10 protein-coding genes are annotated in these 16,869 nt (G+C 69.8%); 4 read left to right on the top strand and 6 right to left on the bottom strand.

Annotated elements, in window-relative coordinates; genetic code table 11:
* Positions 1-17 precede the first annotated feature (17 nt).
* Positions 18-2,921, top strand: a complete 2,904-nt coding sequence (locus AB0J36_RS23665) for a BTAD domain-containing putative transcriptional regulator (RefSeq protein ID WP_357124877.1) — start codon at positions 18-20, stop codon at positions 2,919-2,921.
* A 66-nt stretch (positions 2,922-2,987) separates the two neighbouring features.
* Here AB0J36_RS23665 and AB0J36_RS23660 read toward each other — a convergent pair whose 3' ends face one another.
* The 5 genes from AB0J36_RS23660 to AB0J36_RS23640 all read right to left on the bottom strand — a co-directional run bounded on the left by AB0J36_RS23660 (position 2,988) and on the right by AB0J36_RS23640 (position 10,559).
* Positions 2,988-4,199, bottom strand: a complete 1,212-nt coding sequence (locus AB0J36_RS23660; protein WP_357392446.1) for a hypothetical protein — start codon at positions 4,197-4,199, stop codon at positions 2,988-2,990.
* Positions 4,196-5,443 carry an ATP-grasp domain-containing protein gene (locus tag AB0J36_RS23655; RefSeq protein WP_357392447.1) on the bottom strand — a complete coding sequence of 416 codons (1,248 nt, stop codon included), beginning with the start codon at positions 5,441-5,443 and terminating at the stop codon, positions 4,196-4,198. Before AB0J36_RS23655 ends, AB0J36_RS23660 begins: the two co-directional genes overlap by 4 nt.
* A gap of 223 nt (positions 5,444-5,666) precedes the next feature.
* Positions 5,667-6,488, bottom strand: a complete 822-nt coding sequence (locus tag AB0J36_RS23650; protein ID WP_357124886.1) for an AfsR/SARP family transcriptional regulator — start codon at positions 6,486-6,488, stop codon at positions 5,667-5,669.
* A gap of 180 nt (positions 6,489-6,668) precedes the next feature.
* Positions 6,669-9,911 carry a BTAD domain-containing putative transcriptional regulator gene (locus AB0J36_RS23645; RefSeq protein ID WP_357392448.1) on the bottom strand — a complete coding sequence of 1,081 codons (3,243 nt, stop codon included), beginning with the start codon at positions 9,909-9,911 and terminating at the stop codon, positions 6,669-6,671.
* 156 nt (positions 9,912-10,067) lie between these two features.
* A complete protein-coding gene (locus AB0J36_RS23640; RefSeq protein ID WP_355047809.1) occupies positions 10,068-10,559 on the bottom strand; it encodes a hypothetical protein in 492 nt (163 codons plus the stop codon).
* A 278-nt stretch (positions 10,560-10,837) separates the two neighbouring features.
* On the opposite strand from AB0J36_RS23640, the gene AB0J36_RS23635 reads away from it, so the two are divergent.
* Both AB0J36_RS23635 and AB0J36_RS23630 read left to right on the top strand, forming a co-directional pair.
* Entirely contained in the window at positions 10,838-14,872 is a 4,035-nt protein-coding gene (locus AB0J36_RS23635; protein WP_363661124.1) for a hypothetical protein, read from the top strand.
* Between the two features lie 134 nt (positions 14,873-15,006).
* Positions 15,007-15,558, top strand: a complete 552-nt coding sequence (locus AB0J36_RS23630; protein WP_357392450.1) for a hypothetical protein — start codon at positions 15,007-15,009, stop codon at positions 15,556-15,558.
* A gap of 72 nt (positions 15,559-15,630) precedes the next feature.
* Here the strand turns inward: AB0J36_RS23630 and AB0J36_RS23625 are convergent, their stop codons facing one another.
* The gene (locus AB0J36_RS23625) at positions 15,631-16,020 is read right to left on the bottom strand and encodes an OsmC family protein (RefSeq protein WP_357392451.1); all 390 of its coding nucleotides are present in this window, start codon (positions 16,018-16,020) and stop codon (positions 15,631-15,633) included.
* A gap of 149 nt (positions 16,021-16,169) precedes the next feature.
* Between AB0J36_RS23625 and AB0J36_RS23620 the strand changes: the two genes are divergently transcribed.
* The gene (locus AB0J36_RS23620) at positions 16,170-16,706 is read left to right on the top strand and encodes a tetratricopeptide repeat protein (RefSeq protein ID WP_357392452.1); all 537 of its coding nucleotides are present in this window, start codon (positions 16,170-16,172) and stop codon (positions 16,704-16,706) included.
* Positions 16,707-16,869 lie beyond the last annotated feature (163 nt).

Raw genomic sequence — 16,869 nt, 5'->3', positions numbered from 1 at the left:
GGGTATTTCGGGCTTAGGTGATCTACGGGGGCATTGTGGGCTTGATCATTCTCGGGCCGGTGGAGGGTCGATCGCAGGGTCGATCGTCGTCGATGGGAAGACCGCAGCAGTGCACGGTCCTGGCCGCGCTGGCCGTGGAGGTCGGACGGACGGTGCCGGCCGATGTGCTCGTCGAGCGGGTGTGGGGCCAGGAGCCACCCGAGCGGGCGCGGCGCACCTTGCACAGTCACATCACCCGCATCCGGCGATCGCTGGAGACAATCGACACGGGATCCGGGGATCCGGCCCGGCTGCTGCTGGGCTCCGGGGGCTACCGCCTCGACATGGAGCCCGACGACATCGACCTACACCGTTTCCGCAGGTTGGTGAAGCGGGCCGACAGGCGGCTGTGCTCCGAGGCCGACGCGCGGGTACTGCTCCGGCAAGCCGTCGCCCTGTGGCGCGGCGAGCCACTTGCCGGCCTGACCAGCGCCTGGGCGGAACGCACTCGGAACGCGTGGACGCTGGAGCGGCTGGACGCCGTGGTCGCCTGGGCCCGGACGGAGCTGGCGATCGGGGACCCACAGGCGGTCATCGCGGAGCTGAACGCGCTGGCCTACGACTTTCCGCTGGTGGAAAGCCTGGCGGCGACGCTGATTCAGGCCCAGTACGCTGCTGGACGCACGAGCGAGGCCCTCGACCGCTACGCGACGGTGCGCCGGCAGATGGTCGATGCGCTCGGCATCGAGCCGGGTCCCGAGCTGCAGCAGGTGCAGCAGGCGATCCTGCAGGGCGACCGGATCGGACCTACCGGCCCGGCGATCAGCCGTGACGCCGTTCTCGCACCGCAGGTCCGGATCCCGCCGCAGCGCCCGACCCATGCCGTCGCTGGGCCCGCACCGCGTCGGCACCTGGTCGTTCCAGCGCAGCTGCCGATCGACGTCCGGGGGTTCGCCGGCCGCGAATCGGAGATGGCCCAGTTGACGGACATTCTCGAAAGCTCCCAGGCGGAGAAGCAGCCCGCGCTGTGCGTCCTCTGGAGTGCCGCTGGGTCAGGCAAGACCTCACTGGCGGTGCACTGGGCACACCGGGTGGCGCAGCAGTTCCCGGAGGGGCAGCTCTACGCCAACCTGCGAGGCTTCGAGCCGAGCGGCGTGGTGGTGCGGCCGGAAGAGGTCATTCGCATGTTCCTGGACACGTTCCAGGTGCCGCCGCAGAGCATCCCGGTCAGCCTGGAGGCACAGGCGGCGTTGTACCGCAGCTACGTCGCTGGTCGCCGAATGCTCGTGGTTCTGGACAATGCGCGTGACGTCGACCAGGTCCGGCCCCTGTTGCCCGGCACCGCCGACTGCCTGGTCCTGGTCACCAGTCGTCGTGCGCTGCCCAGCCTCGTGGCGAGCGAGGGCGCTCATCCGATCGCCGTGGGCCCGTTGCCGTACGACGAGGCCAGGCGGGTGCTCTCCAACCGGCTGGGCGCCGCGCGGGTCGCGGCGGACAGTGCCGCCGTCGACCGGCTCATCGCCCGCTGTGCCGGGTTGCCGCTCGCCCTGGCCCTCGTCGCCGCACGCGTCGCGACCCACCCTGACCTGGATCTTCGTACGCTCGCCGACGAGCTCGACGTGGCTGTTGGATCGACCGAAACGCCGGCTGAGGCCGGGAGGGGCGTCCACGTCGTGTTCGTGTGGACCTACCGGACGCTGAGCCCGGCCGCGGCGAGACTGTTCCGCCTGCTGGGACTCTCGCCCGGTCCGGACATCGACGAACTGGCCGTGGCCCACCTCGCGGCGCTGGACCTGCCCACGGCGAGGATGTTGCTCAATGAGCTGCAGGACGCCCAGATGGTCAGCGAGCACAAGCCGGCCCGGCTGTCCTTGCACGAGTTGCTCCGGGGCTATGCGATGGACCTGGTCCGCGCGGTGGAGACCGCGGAGGAGCGGTCGGCCGCTGTTCGCCGGCTGCTCACCCACTACGTGACCTCGTCGCGCCGCGCCGCCGTACTGCTCGAGCGGCATCTGTCCCAGGATGCGGTGGAGGGCCCGGACGCCGGATCTTCCCGTCTCACGACGGCCCGGGAGGCGGTGGAGTGGTTTACCGCCGAGCACGCGATGCTGCTCGACATCGTTCGCCGGGCCGCGGACGAGGGTCATGACGCGAGCCTGTGCAGCCTCGCTCGATCGCTGATGGAGTACTTCAACCGCCAGGGCCATTGGCGGGATCAGATCAACACGCAGCGGCTCGCCCTGGACGCGGCCCGGCGGCTCGGCGACCGGCGCGCCATGGGTCAGGCGCACCGCGGCATCGGGGTGGCCCATGCCTGGCTGGGCCAGTACGACGACGCTTACACACACAGCCGGAGTGCGCTCGACCTCGCCTGCGAGGTCGGTTCGACGAGTGATCAGGCGCAGGCGCATCTGGCCTTGGCGCGCGTCTTCGAGCGGCAGGGCCGCCACCGCGAGGCGCTCGACCACGATCAGGCCGCCCTCATGCTGGCCGAGATCGCGAACGACCGGCTGGCGCACGCGGTCTCGCTCAACAATGTCGGCTGGTCGCTGGCCATGTTGGAGCAGTACGAGGCCGCCAAGGACCATTGCGGCCGGGCTCTGATGGTGCTGCGGGAGGTCGGCGATCCGTCTGGGCAGGCGGCGACCTGGGATAGCCTGGGCTACATCAACCACCAGCTGCACTATTCGGCCGAGGCGATCGAGTGCTACCGCGAGGCGATCAGGTTGAACCGGGAGGCCGGGAACCGTTACGCCGAGGCTGACAGCCAGCACCACCTCGGCAACACTCTGATGACACTGGGCGACTTCGCGGGTGCCAAGGGATGCTGGCAGCAGGCCGTGGTCATCCTCGACGAGTTGAATCACCCCGACGCCGAGACGGTGCGGGATAGGCTGACCGGTCTCGAGCAGGCGCAATCCGGTATCGGCTGGGGGCGCTGATCGCCCGGCCGGGCACGGGCCGGCCGGCCGAGCTCGCGGCAGCCCAACGGGGGCAGAGTCGTTGGCTCAGGAATCGTGACTGGTGTGGGCCGTCCCTACCCCGAGGGCGACGGGGGCAACCAGGAGGGCTCGCCCTCTCGGTAATGCGGTGACGGCGGCGATAAGCACGGCCGCAGCGGACGCCGAGATGAGCACCGCTGGGGCAACGAAATTTCCGACAGCGGCTAGTGTGAGCCCGGCGAGCGGCATCGGCACAATCAGCAGCATGCCAAAGAGCCCCACGGTCGCCGCGTAGTTCTCCAGTGGCACCCGACGCGCTCTAACGACCCGGATGTACACGCTGAAGAACGCGTCGAGCAACAGGAACGCACCGAGGCATCCAGCGAAAACCCAGAGCCGGGCCCCCAGCGCTACGCCCAACGCGGCCAGGCACATCCCCACCGCGACCGCGATCCCGATCGTCGACAGCGGCACACGCGAGGTCAGCCGGTGGAAGGTCAACAGACCGACGATGGCCGGCACACTGCTCGCCGCGTACATCAGGCCCAGCTCACTGCTGCTTGTCCCGAACGTTCCGAACGCGATCTGGGGCGCAGCCCCGTTGATCAGCGCGAGCACGTAATTCAGGCCCATGGTGACCAGGACGATCCGGCGCAGGACGGGGTCCTCGAGCGCACCGCGTACGGTCGCGCGCAGGGTCCGCTTCGCTGTCGAGATGTGCGCCGTACCGTCCGAGGGGACCGATATCGACATCCGCAGCGAGACTCCGAACAAACCCGCCGCCACGAACATCAGCACCGGCGGTGGGAACGACAGCACCACGCCCGCCGCCGCCGGCCCCAGGACTATCGCCGCCTGCTCGAAGGCGGTCAGCTGCGATTGGAATCGCTCCTGCCCCTCGGGGCGGACCAAGGACAGTCCGACCTTCTCGCCACCGACGAAAGTCAATTCGAAGCAGAGGCCCACGACCATCGCGAATATCATCAGCACCGGCAGCACCGCACCGGGATACACCGCCATTATCAGCCCAGCCGCGAGCGCCGTCGCGGTCCTGGTCAGATCCGCCACGACCATCAGGGTCCGCTGCCGTATATTGTCGAGCCGCAGGATCGCTGCCGACAGTCCCAGGAGTCTCGGTCCCCATTGGAAGAAGACCGCTGCGCCCGACCAGCGCACATCGGCGGTCAAGCTGTAGGCGAGCACCGGTACGGCGAACAGGACCAGGTAGTCGCACAGCCAGCTGGCAAACCGCATCGCATAATATCGCGCGATACTCACGACAAATACGCTGCGACTGGTCGCAGTTCCCGACCCAGTCGCTCGTTGATCGTCAAAGCGGTGTCTGGATCGGAAGCGCGATAGCGGATATAGGCCACACGCCGAAGGGCCTCATAGGTCGAGGGAATCTGCTCGCCGGCGGGGACCAGCACCTTTCGCTCCACGACATCGGCGTAGCGCGGCACGTCGTCCCATCCCTCGATACGCGTGTAGGCGGTGATGCTGCCGGGGTCCACAAAGCGAATGCCCGCAGCCCTCCCGGATGCCGCGTGTTCGTCGAGGCAGGTCTCCGGGTTCGCGCCGACCGCCATCAACAAGGCGGCGTCCGCCATCGACACACCTGTGACGTCGGCTACCAGGTGCACGATCTGGTCTCCCGGCAGCCGTGCGGCGATCTCCATGAGTACCGGTCCGTTCGTGGACAGGCGTACCTCGCAATGGAAGACGCTGTTGTCCAGCCCGACCGCCCGGACCACCTGGCCGACGTACCGCTCGATCGCACCCAGATCGGTCGGTCCCAGCGGGGCGGGCGTGATGTGACCGAACTCGACAAAGGTCGGCTCGGGGCCGAGGAGCTTCCTGGTCACTGCGGCGATGTGCACGGCGCCGCGCCAAACATATCCGTCGGCGCTGTATTCGTCGCCGGAGACGTACTCCTCGATGACGACCTCGTCACCGAGCGGCCTGCCGAGGTCGATCATGCCATCGGCTTCGATGGCGGCGTACGCCCGTACAGCCTCGGCCGTGTCGCTCGCCTTCAAGACGTGGATGCTGCTTGACGACTCCACCGGTTTGACCACCACCGGGAACGTCAGCGCCGCGCACGCGAGCTCCGCCTCGGCGCGGGAGGCCACCTTCCGATGCCGGGGCGACGGGACGCCTGCGCGTTGCAGCGCCTCACGCATCTCGGCCTTGTTCCGAACGAGCGCGACATCGGTGGTGTTCAGGCCCGGCAGGCCGAGTTTCTCCGCAACCAGGGCCGCGATCTCGACGTGAAACTCCGAACCGGCAACGACACCATCGAGCCCCGCCCCCACTGGCGAGCGACTCACCGCTTCAACGATGGCGTGTGCGTCATTCGTATCTACCCGCACGACGGCGGATGCCAGATCCTTGGTCGCCGCCGTCAGAGTTCGGTCGTCGGCATCGAAGCTGGCAACCACGGTGTGCCAACCCATGGCTGCGGCTCGGACGACGAGTTCGTTGCCGGAAGATACCGGTTCAACGATGAGTACTGATGTCATCGTTCCTCTTGAGTCGTGTACTGCACATCGACTGTCATACGACGACGGCGGTGGCGGGACAGATGGACACGATCGATCAAGCTAGCACCATCCACAACAGACAGTCGCACCGGCTGCGTCCTCTCGTGACCGATGCCTGCCATACAGAGATTGCACGCCCGGCGTTGCACAAACCTTGACGGTTTCTTGACAAGGCAGCGTGGACGCGATTGCGTCACCTCCCTCACGGCCGAAGCAGAGCTGCCTGCCGGTACGGCTCGCCGTCACGCGCCGGCCCCCACCCGCCCGTCGGCGGCAGCCGGGCATCGTCCTCGGTGAGGATGGCCTGGCGCAGGTCCCGCAGCCGCCGGCTCGGCTCCAGGCCGAGCTCACGGCGCAGCGACGAGCGCAGCCGGTCGAAGGAGGCCAGCGCGTCGGCACCCCGCCCGCTGCCGTACAGCGCGACCATGAAGGCCGCCTGCAGGCGGTCACGCCCGGGATGAGTTCGGGCCAGCGCGGTGAGTTCCGGTACGGCTCGCGCGTGCCGGCCCAGACTCAGCTCGACCTCCAGCCGATCCTCGATCACCTGCAGCCGCGACTCCTCCAGGCTCATGGCCTCGGGCTCCAGCACGCCATCTGCGAGACCGGCGATGGCCGGCCCGCGCCACAGGTTCTCCGCCCGCAGGAAATACCCGACGGCCTCCGCCGCGCGACCCGCAGCCAGCGACCGCCGAGCCCGGTGGGCCTCGTCGTCGAACCGTGTCCGGTCCAGCTCGCCGGGCTCCACATCCAGCAGGTAACCGCCCGGCCGCCGGACGAGCGAGCGCTCGGGCAGGCCGCCGGCGATGAGCAGGCGGCGCAGGGCCGCGGCGCAGTTGCGGATCTGACTGGCCGCGGTGGCCGGCGGCCGCAGCGGCCACAGGCAGTCGACCAGCCTGTCGGCCGGGACCACCCGGCCGACCCGCAGCAGCAGCACGGCCAGGATCCGCTGCTGCCGGCGGCCGCCGAGCGGCAGGGGCGTTCCTTCGACGGACGCTTCCAGCGGACCGAGGATCCGGAAATCCATGCAATGACCTCCATGCCGACCGCACCCCTCGCACGGCCTGGTCACCAGGTTGCCCAGCACGGGTTGGCGTTTCCTTGGCAGCGTCGTACGGCGCTGCCGACCAACCGGAGCACCCCCGACGTCAGCCCGCCATCACCGTCGCATCGCCCGGACGCCGCTCCCGCCCCGGAGCAACGTCGGCTATCCGGCCGGGACGCCGACCGGGCGGCCGTCGTGCCGCTCCAGTAGGGCCCGGACGACGTCCGCCTCGGAACTGCCGAGCGCTTCCAGGATGCCCAGCGCCTCCGGCCAGGCCCGCGAGGAGTCCTCCAGGTGACCCAGGGTGATCAGCGCGCGGGCGCGTACCAGGGGTGCCCCGATCGCCTCCGCGCGATGTGCCGCCTCGCCGGCGAGGCGGGCCGCCTGCACGGCGTCGCCGTTCTGCCGGGCGACCTCGCCCAAGGCAGCCAGCGCGTCGATCTCGATCACCGCGGCGCCGGACTGTCGGGCCAGCGTGACCGCCCGCTCCAACGAGGAGCTGGCCAACAGCGGCGTCCGCTCGGCGACGGACGTCGCGAGGCCGACCAGGGCCTCGGCCTCCGTCGCCAACGTGCGCGCCGACCTGGCCCACTCGGCGGCCCGGGTATATCGGGCTGCCGCGCCGGTGAGGTTGCCGGTCAGCCGGAGCAGGCCCCCCTCGGCGATGTCGATCGACGCCTTGCAGTGCCAGTCGTCGGTACGGTCGGCGAGACGCTGCGCGGCTGCGAGCGCCGACCTCGCCTCCGGCACGTCGCCGCGTAGTGTGTGGATCTGGCCGATCCCGGCCAGTGCGTTCGCCTCGATCGAGGCCATGTCGACCTCGTGGGCCGTCCGCACCGCCGCGTGGAGATCGCCCAGGGCGGCCGGGTACTCACCCCGGACGGTGCGCACCAGGCCGAGGTTGGTGAGGATGACCGCCTCGTTGGGTCGTCCGCCGTCCTCCCGGTGGATGACGATGGCGGCGGTGAGTCGCTCGACCGCCAGCCGCAGTCGACCGGCCATGGCGTAGATCGTCCCGAGGTTGCTCGCCATCACCGCGATGCCGTAACGGTGGCGGATCCGCTCGTTGAGCCGCAACGCGTGCTCGAAGCAGGCCGCCGCCGTCGCCAGTTGCCCGAGATCACCGAAGACCGCGCCGAGCGAGCCGGCTGCGGCGGCCTGACCCTGCGCGTGCCGGGCGCTGCGGAACAGGTGACCCGCCCGTCGTAGGTGCGCGATTGCGACCAGTTGGTTGCCCGTGAGGTGGTACACGTTGCCCAGACTCATGTGTGCCGACGCCCGCAGAGACGGGTGCGCGTCCCCGTTTGACGCGTGCAGCGCCGCCTGCGCCACGAGCAGCCAGTTCAGTGAGTTGCGGGTGACCCAGAAGTATGTTCGTAGCTGGTCGGCGAGCAGGGCGGCAGCGGCCCTTGACGTGCTGTCGGCGGCGGCCCTGATCAGCGCCACCATGTTTGACTCCTCGGCCTCGAGCCAGGCCAGCGCCGTGGCACGGTCACCGATGCCGGCGTCACCCGCCGCTAGGCCCGTCGGCAGCTCCAGGCGGACCCGCCCCGGCGCCAACAGGTCGCCGGCAGCCTGGGCGCGGACCAGGTACCACGCGAACAGGCGCGCGAGGACGGCAGGCGCCTCGGGCCGGCCGGCCTGCCGCGCACTGTGTTGGCCCGCGTAGCGACCCAGCAGGTCGTGCAGCGTGACGCGATCGTCGTCGAAGTCCACCAGGTGTGCCGAGAAGAGTCGGGCCAGCGTCCGGCGGGCCGCGTCCACCGATGTCTGCGCGAGGTGTGCGACCGCGTCGACCGACAGACTGAGCCCTGGAACGGTGCCGAGGAGGCGGAACATCCGCTGGGCCTCGCCGGGGAGCCGGGTGTAGGAGAGGTCGAACGCCGTCTGCACGGCGACACCCGGGTCGTCGTCGATCGCCAGGGCGGCGACGCTGCGCTGCCGTAACTGCCGCACGTACGCCGACACCGCGAGGTCCGGCTCGTCGTGCAGCAGTGCCGCCGCGATCCGCAGGGCCAGTGGGAGCCGACCGCAGACCTGGGCGAGGTCCCGGATCGCGTCACGATCGGCGGCTCGCGGGTCGGCGCCGAGCAGGACGGTGAGCAGCTCGATCGCGTCCGGTTCCGGGAGCAGTCCGATGGTCAGGCGGCGGGCGTCCTGCTGGGCCACGAGCCCGGTCAGGCGGTCCCGGCTGGTGACCACCACCAGGCTCTCCGCAGACCCGGGCAGCAACGGCCGCACCTGCTCGGCGTCGAGGGCATTGTCCAGAACGATCAGCAGCCGGCGATCGGCGACGACGGTGCGGTAGAGCGCCGACGCCTCCTCGGGGTCGGCCGGGATGCGTCCCGCCGGCACCCCCAGACCCCGCAGCAGCGCGCCGAGCGCCTCCGCCGAGCGCATCGGCCGGCCGGCGGAGTAACCCCGCAGGTTGAGGAAGAGCTGCCCGTCCGGGAAGCGGTCACGGACGCTGTGCGCCCACCGGATGGCGGTCGCCGTCTTTCCGACACCCGCCGTGCCGACGACCGCGCAGAGGATCAGGACCTGCGGCGCTGCCGCGTCGGCGAGCAGGCGGTCGAGCTGACGCGATTCGGCGTCGCGGCCGACGAAGTGTCCCGGCGGCAGCGGTAGCTGCGCCGGCCCGGCGGAGGACGTGGGCGTGGCGTCCGAGGCCGCGGTGGCGCGGGACAGCTTCCGGTACGTCGCCTGGATCTGCTCTCCGGGCGCGACACCGAGGTCGGTGGCGAGCCGATCTGTGAGAGTGTCGTAGGCCGCGATGGCCTCGCCGCGACGACCGATCCCGCTCAGGGCCAGCATCAGCAGCTCGACCGGGCGCTCGCGGGTCGGCGCCTCGCTGATCAGCTCGTGCAGCGGCGCCAGTATCTCCCGGTGCTGGCCGGCGTCGAGGCGGGCGCCGAGCAGCTCTTCCTGCGCGGTCAGTCGTGCCTCGTCGAGATCCGGGAAGAGCCGGCCCCGCTGGGCGTCGTCGAAGACGTCGGCCAGGGCGGCGCCCCGCCACAGACCGAGCGCGCTACTGAGCATCGCGATGCGCTGATCGGCATCGGTGACGCCCCTGCTTTGCGTCACCAGGGCGGTGAACCGGTGCACGTCGACCCGCTCTGCCGGGATTTCCAGTGCGTAGCTGTTGGGTCGGGCGAGCAACGCGGGCTCCGTCGACCGGCCCAGCTCCAGCGTGGACCGCAGGTGCGAGATCATGGCCTGCAGGCCCGCTCGTGCCTGGGCCGGAGGCCGATCTTCCCAGAGCAGGTCGATGAGTCGCTCCGCGGAATGGAACTGGCCCGGTCGTATCGCGAGGATGGCGAGCAGCCGTCGCTCCTGACGACGTCGGACGGGCACGACCCGTCCGCCGACGACAGCCTCGACGGGGCCAAGCAGTCGCAGCTCCACAGCCGCAGGCTAACAAGGCACACCGACGTCGACGCAGGGCCATATGTCTATCTAAGATGCCCCCGGCGGCCAGCTTCCCCAGGTGGCGCAAGCCGACGCGGATGACGGATCTCAGGGCCCCCGCGCCGCCGGGGGACCCTGACGTCCGCCTGCCGTTCAGCTGATCCAGGGGGTGCACGTCCAAGCGCCGCCGTTGAGGCTGAAGCAGGCCTGGTGCTCGTCGGAGGAGTCGAGATCCTCGAGCATGTTGGTCCACACCCCGCCGTTGGTGGAGAGGAACTGCTTGCTGAGGCTGCCCGTGTACCAGTAGCCGTAGGACGACCACACCCGGCGCTCGATGCGTACGGTGAACGTGGCACCCGCGTAGCGGACGTACTGGTCGTTCTGCAGGCGTGCCCAGGCCGCTCTGCAGCCGGGCGACTTCACCACGACGATGCCGAGCCCGCTGTCGTAGCCGCCGCCGGTCCAGCCGTACCGGGTGCCGCTGCATTGACCGTTGGGATCGACGTTGTGACAGCCGGTGCCCGAACACGCGGCCAGCGCCGGCGACACCGGTACCGCCGCGGCGACCATGCCGAATCCCATGAACGCCACCAGGGCGATCAGCGTCCGCGCCAGGCGATGCGTCCGGACCTTCGCTACCTTCATGCTGTTCTCCTCAATCGTGCTGCATGTCGTGGAGGTGATCCTTCTGCGTCGCCGCATCGCGGCCGCATCGTCAGGTCATCCGCGCCGCGTCGCGCCGCCATCGCCGTCTGCGGCGGGCACCGCGGAGCCTCCGGAGAGGAACGAGGGGACTCGCGGTACAGCAGGGGGTACGCCGCGCCGGGACGCCGGAGCGGTACGCCCACGATGACCTCGTGATGCGCCGACGGTGTGCGCGGTTCCGACACTGCATCGATCCCGAGCATCCTGGAGGATCCGCAGTGTCAACATCACCGCCCCGCCCCGCGCTGCCGCGCGGGCTCAGCCCCGGCGCCGCCCGTCGCGCCGTCACCGCCGCGCTCGCCGCCGCCGCGCTCGTCGCCAGCGGTCTCGTGGCGCTTCCCGCGCCGGCTGCCGCGGCGCCGGACCCGCCCCCGAAGGATGTGGCGGTCACCGCGGTACCGCCCGGCCAGCGGGACTCGACCCTCAAGCAGGGCTGGCGGACGTCGCAGGATCGGGCCTGGACCCTCTCCGGCGACATGACCGGTCTGCACGTGCTCGTGGCGTCGGCGGCCTCCGGTTACAGCTGGACGACCGCGGCGACGCTGAGCGAGCCGGGGCTGGAGACCGACCAGTGGATCGGCAACGGCTGCCTCACCGAGTCGGGCCGGCGGCTGGTCGTCACGTACGCGCCGCGCGCCTACACCAACAAGCCCGACCTGTTCGACCGCGGCGCCTTCGTGGCGGTCGTGGACCTCAAGAACCAGTCCGTCCGGAAGGTGGCCGCGCACGCGTCTCTCGCGTACTTCAGCCCCGGCTGCGGTACCGGTGAGAACGTCGTGCTGAGCACGTTCACCGGCGGCGACACCGGCTCGGGCAAGACCCGGCTGACGCAGCTCGACGCCGCGACCGGCTCCGTGGCACCGCCGATCCAGGTGGCGGGCCAGCTCACCTCGGCGCTACCGGTCGCGGGCAGGATCATCGCCGCCGACAACGGCGCGCTGGTCAAGGTCGACGGCAAGGGCCGCCGGTCGGCAGTCGCGAGGACCACCGGCGTACCGTTCCGGCTGGCGGCCAACGGCGACGGCGTCGTGTACATGGATGCCGACAGCAAGGCCGGCCGGGTGAAGCGGACCGTTGTGCGGTCCGGCGCGACGGCCACGCTGGCCGAGGGCGGCACGACCGACATGAACGTCGTCAAGGGCGCGGGCGGTCGGGTCGGCATCACCGGTACCCCCGGCAGGACGCACAAACTGCCCACGGGTGTCGCGAAGCTCGACGCGACCGTACAGGCGGAGATGTCCAGCCAGGGTGACCTGCTGCTGGACGACATCAAGTGGACGACCGACCCGCGGGCGGCGCAGGCCACGGACGACCGCCGCGGACGGTCGCTCGTCATGAAGGCCAAGGTGCCGGCGACCGGTCGCAGCGTGAACTTCGCGGTCGCGCCAACCACGCCGACGTCGGGCGACGCTGGCGCTCGGGCGAACCCGAGGACGCCGGGGCGGGCCCCGTCGACACCGGGTGCCACGACGCTGGCGACACCGCTGCACGACCCGGTGGACACGGCCGCCTGGTGCGCGATCCCCCGCAACGACGTGCGGGTACAGGTGTACCAGCCGCGCGCCCGGGAGATCGAATGGGTTGTCGACATGGCGGTGCAGGACTCGCTGATCCTCAACCGGGGCAACAACTTCAACCAGTCCGGTCTGCCGGGTTACAACGTCGCTCAATGGTTCCCGATGCGGCCCCTCGACGGCGGCGGCCACGTGCCCGCTCAGATCATGCTCGGCATTCTCGCGCAGGAGTCGAACCTGTGGCAGGCCTCGCCGCACGTCCTGCCTGGCGAGTTCGGTAACCCGCTCGTCGGCAACTACTACGGGCTCGACATCTACGACGCCGACACGAGCGACGACTGGGCGATCCGCTGGGACAAGTCCGACTGCGGCTACGGCGTCGGGCAGGTCACCGACGGTATGCGCAAGCCCGGCTTCCAGAAGCCGAACGAGGTCCCGCTGCCGTACAACCAGCAGCTGGCCATCGCCGTGGACTTCACCGCGAACATCTCCCAGTCGTTGCGAATCCTGCAGGACAAGTGGAACCAGGTCCACGCGTACAACATGAAGGTCAACGGCGGCGACCCGCAGTACATCGAGAACTGGTTCTTCGCGGTGTGGGCCTACAACACCGGGTTCTACGCGCCGCAGGGCAGCACGGACGAGCCGTGGGGCGTCGGCTGGGCGAACAACCCGGCCAACCCGCGGTACCCGGCGAACCGCAAGGCGTTCCTGGAGGAGACCTACGACGACGCGCGGCACCCGAGCCAATGGCCGTACCCGGAAAAGATCATGGGTTGGGCCGGACACCCGCTCAACGCGATCGAGAAGCCGGACACCTACACCGACGGCTACCGGTACGCGTGGTGGAGCACGAACGACGGGCGGGCGCGGGTGAAGCCGCACCTTCAGACGTTCTGCGACCAGTCCAACGACTGCTACTACGGCAACAACCTCCCGCCGACGGCGCCGGACGTGATCGACGAGCCGGCCGGCCCGTGCCACCACGTGAACGTCATCGGCGAACGGGACCTCAAGTGCTGGTACAACCGATCGGCGGACTGGAAACCGGGCTGTCTGGACTGTGGGAACGCCGCCATCAGGTACGACCCCGGCTGGGAGTATCCGGCCGCCGGGGTGAGCTACCTACCGAAGTGCGGCACCGAACTGCCGGCGAACGCGCTCGTGGTCGACGATGTGATCAACGAAGTCGTCAGCCCACGCCGTGACGAGGCCGGTTGGCTCTGCACCAGACGGACGAACAGCGGCACGTTCACGCACGGGTTCGCCGGCGAGACACAGAACGGCACGCTCCAGTACCCGGGCAAGATCGACCTGCACCAGGTCGGCGGGGGGTACGGCGCGCACTACTGGTTCACACACACCCGCGAGCCGGGCAGCAACCTCTACGTCAGCGGAACGTGGACACTGGACCGGACGGTGAACGGCTGGATGCGGGTCATGGTCCACATTCCCGATCACCTCGGTACCACGCAGCAGGCGGCGTACAAGATCACGACAAAGAACGGCGTGGTCAAGACCCGCATGGTCCAGCAGCGCGGGTACGCGAACCGGTGGGTGGCGCTCGGCGTGTTCGAGTTCAACAACGTCCCGACGGTGGAGCTGACCAACACGGTGTCGGACCTGACACCCGAGGAGCTGGCGCAGCTGCGTGACGATGTGCCGGCCAGCGGGCAGGGCGACCTGGCGCTGGGCCGGCCGCAGGAGAACGTGGCCTTCGACGCGGCGGCGTTCATCCCGCTGCCGGGCAAGCCGCAGCACCAGGTGGTGGCGCTCGGCGACTCGTTCTCGTCGGGCGAGGGCGCCTCGCCGGTGAACGGATCGGACTACTACCGCGAGTCGGACAACAACAGCAACAACGCCTACCGCAACGGCTGCCACCGCTCGAAGAACGCGTGGTCGCGCAAGGCGGTGCTACCCGGGTCGTCCACGCCGATCGGACTGCGGGCGGACATCACGAGCCAGCAGCACGACGTCAACATGGACTATCACCTGATCGCCTGCTCGGGCGCGGAGACGGAGAACATCCTGCCCCTGCGTACCGTCAGCAACGAGCCCCGCAACGCCGACGGTCAACGGGGCATGGGCCAGTACCTGGAGGCGTCCCAGCTCGACAAGGGCTACCTGGACGAGAACACCACGCTGGTCACGATCTCGATCGGCGGCAACGACGCGAGGTTCGGCCCGGTGGTCAAGGAGTGCCTCGTCATGGCCGGCCCACTGGACTGCTTCAAGGCGAAACTGTCGGGCGAGACGGACACCGTGGACGTGTCGACCCGGCGCCGCATCGCCGACGCGGTTCCGCGGTCGAACACGAAGGTGCTGGAAGAGATTCACCGGAAGGCGCCGAACGCCAAGATCATGCTGATGGGGTACCCGAAGCTCGTCGAGATCGGCGGCGACCCGCTCTGCGCCCTCAAGCTCGTCCTCAGCGACGAGGAGCGGGTGTGGCTCACCGAGATGAGCGTGCTGCTGCGTGACGAGCAGTTGGACGTCGTCCACGACTTCAACACCGCGCACGGCGCGACGATCGCGTACTACTCCGACCCGATCGACGAGTTCGCGGGCAAGGCGGTCTGCGGCTCGCCGGCCGGCATCCACGGGGTCGTGACGGACAAGTCGCCGGGTGACACCCCGGACGGCCCGACATCGACGCAGTCCTTCCACCCCAACAGCCCGACCGGTGTCAGCCTTTTCGCGCAATCGATGAACTTTACGGTCGCGCAGATGTATCCCTGACGGCGGCCGCACGGTCCGGAGCCCGGGCGGCCGTCGGCTGCTCGGGCTCCCGGCTCTGCGCGTGCCCCGCAACGCCGGTACGGGCGCGCGCTCCGCACCGACGACGGAGCGTCCCTGGAGGTGGCCAAGCCGCGGTGGGCGACCAGGCCGCCGTCGATGTTAGGTTCGCGGACACGACGGTGCGGATCACCGATGGGCATTTCCACGCGGCTGACGGTGTCGAAGACTGGCGTTGTCTCTACCACCTGGTCTCGGCCCACTTCCGGACCGGCTCGCTGTCTGCGGGGATCGCGTTCGTCAATGAGATCGGTCGGCTCGCGGGCCCCGACGAGCAGGAGCAATCCAACGTGGACCTGCCCCACCTGGGCGTCACCGTGTCGCTGTCCCGGCGGGACGTCTCACTGGCGCGACGGATATCGGCCGCTGCCCGTGCGCTGGGCATCCCCGCCGACCCCGCCGCAGTGCAGCTCCTCAACATCACCCTCGACGCCGCGGTGAGCTCGGACGTGCTGCCGTTCTGGCAGGCGCTGCTGGGATACCGGCAGATCGGTGACGACTACCTGGCCGACCCGGCGCGGCGTGGCCCCGGGCTCGGGCTGCAACACACGGACACGACGCGGTCGCTACGCAATCGGATGCATGTCAGGTCAGCGACCGGCCAGACATCATCGAACCGCAGACAATGATCGAGGTCCTGCTTGCGTCGGCATGAGTCGCCGCCACGCCCGCTGTACCTGCTCGTTCGGCCGGCGGGTGAGTCAGCCTCTTCGTACCGTGGCCCCGGCGCGAATCGCCCGCGGTATCTCGGCGACGTCGTCGACACGATCCAACAGCGTGGCAAGTTCGTCGCCGGACGCGGGTGAGCTCACCTCGACCTGGTAGGTGATGCCGCTCGATATCCACGTCTGCGGGTCGAAGCCTCCCTCCGCCGATACACGTACCCCGTCGATCCGGATGCCGAGTACGTTTGCCTCCCGATACACGTCGTTCAGAACGCAGCCGGCCGCAGCGAGGTGCAACAGGTGCGCCCCGGTGAAGTCCGCCTCGACGGTGACGCCCTCGGGTGTCCAGCGATGAGGGAACCCGATCGCACCAACGTCATCCGATCTGAACGAGCCGGCGCCGACCACGACCGCGAACTGCTCCATCGGTTGCTCCTGTCCGCCGCGCCTGAACCGATCGGCTCATTGTTGCCCGTCACCAGTATCACCACCAGGTACGGCGACCCTCGCCGCTGCCGCCGAGAAGGCGCGGCGGTCGTCGCCGCGGCATCCGGCTCTACCTGCGGGCCATCGACTTGGGCCCGGATGCCGACCCCGTCCGTCAGGGCGGGATCCACCTCAGTCTCTCGGAGGTGCTCGTCCAGCTTGGCCGCTATCCCGAGGCGATGACCGAGGCCGACCGCGCGTTGACACTGTTCCAGGCTGGGAACGACCGCGACCGTGAGGCGGCGGCGCGCAACGACATCGGCTGGATCCACTACCTCGCCGACGACTACGAACAGGCGCTGGCCAGCTGCACTGAGGCACTGGCGCTGTTCGAGGCGGTCGATAACCGCTCCGGTCAGGCGTACACCGGGGACAGTCTGGGTCAGGCCCACCACAAGCTCGGCCACGAGGACGAGGCCAGCTACTGCCACCAACGCTCATTGGCCATGCTGCGTGAACTCGGCCATCGGTACCCGGAGGCGACGATCCTCCTGCACATCGGCGACTGTCACGAGGTCGGCGGGCGGGAGACCGAGGCGCGACTCGCGTGGCAGGAGGCGCTGGCCATCCTCGAGGCGCTCGACCACCCCGACGCCGAGGACGCCCGAGCGAGGCTGAGCGGGTAGCGATCCGAGCAGCGGAGAAGCGCGCTCCGACGCCGACCGCCCGCCGGCCGCGGGGGGGGGGGGCGGCCCCCCCCGCCCCCCCCCCCCCCCCCGGGGGGGCCGCGGGGGGGGTGGGGTTTTGGTAGGTGTTTTGGGGATTAGGCGGGTGGTTTGTGTGGAAAAG

The sequence above is a fragment of the Micromonospora sp. NPDC049662 genome, from assembly GCF_040675055.1.
Taxonomy (GTDB): domain Bacteria; phylum Actinomycetota; class Actinomycetes; order Mycobacteriales; family Micromonosporaceae; genus Micromonospora.
Note: the sequence above shows the minus strand (reverse complement) of the source record. Positions and strands in the feature narration are given on the sequence as shown.

Bases quoted from the DNA above. Each gene is read 5' to 3' on its own strand.
- AB0J36_RS23655 (WP_357392447.1), bottom strand. From the start codon at position 5,443: ATGACATCAGTACTCATCGTTGAACCGGTATCTTCCGGCAACGAACTC.
- AB0J36_RS23650 (WP_357124886.1), bottom strand. From the start codon at position 6,488: ATGGATTTCCGGATCCTCGGTCCGCTGGAAGCGTCCGTCGAAGGAACG.
- AB0J36_RS23640 (WP_355047809.1), bottom strand. From the start codon at position 10,559: ATGAAGGTAGCGAAGGTCCGGACGCATCGCCTGGCGCGGACGCTGATC.
- AB0J36_RS23625 (WP_357392451.1), bottom strand. From the start codon at position 16,020: ATGGAGCAGTTCGCGGTCGTGGTCGGCGCCGGCTCGTTCAGATCGGAT.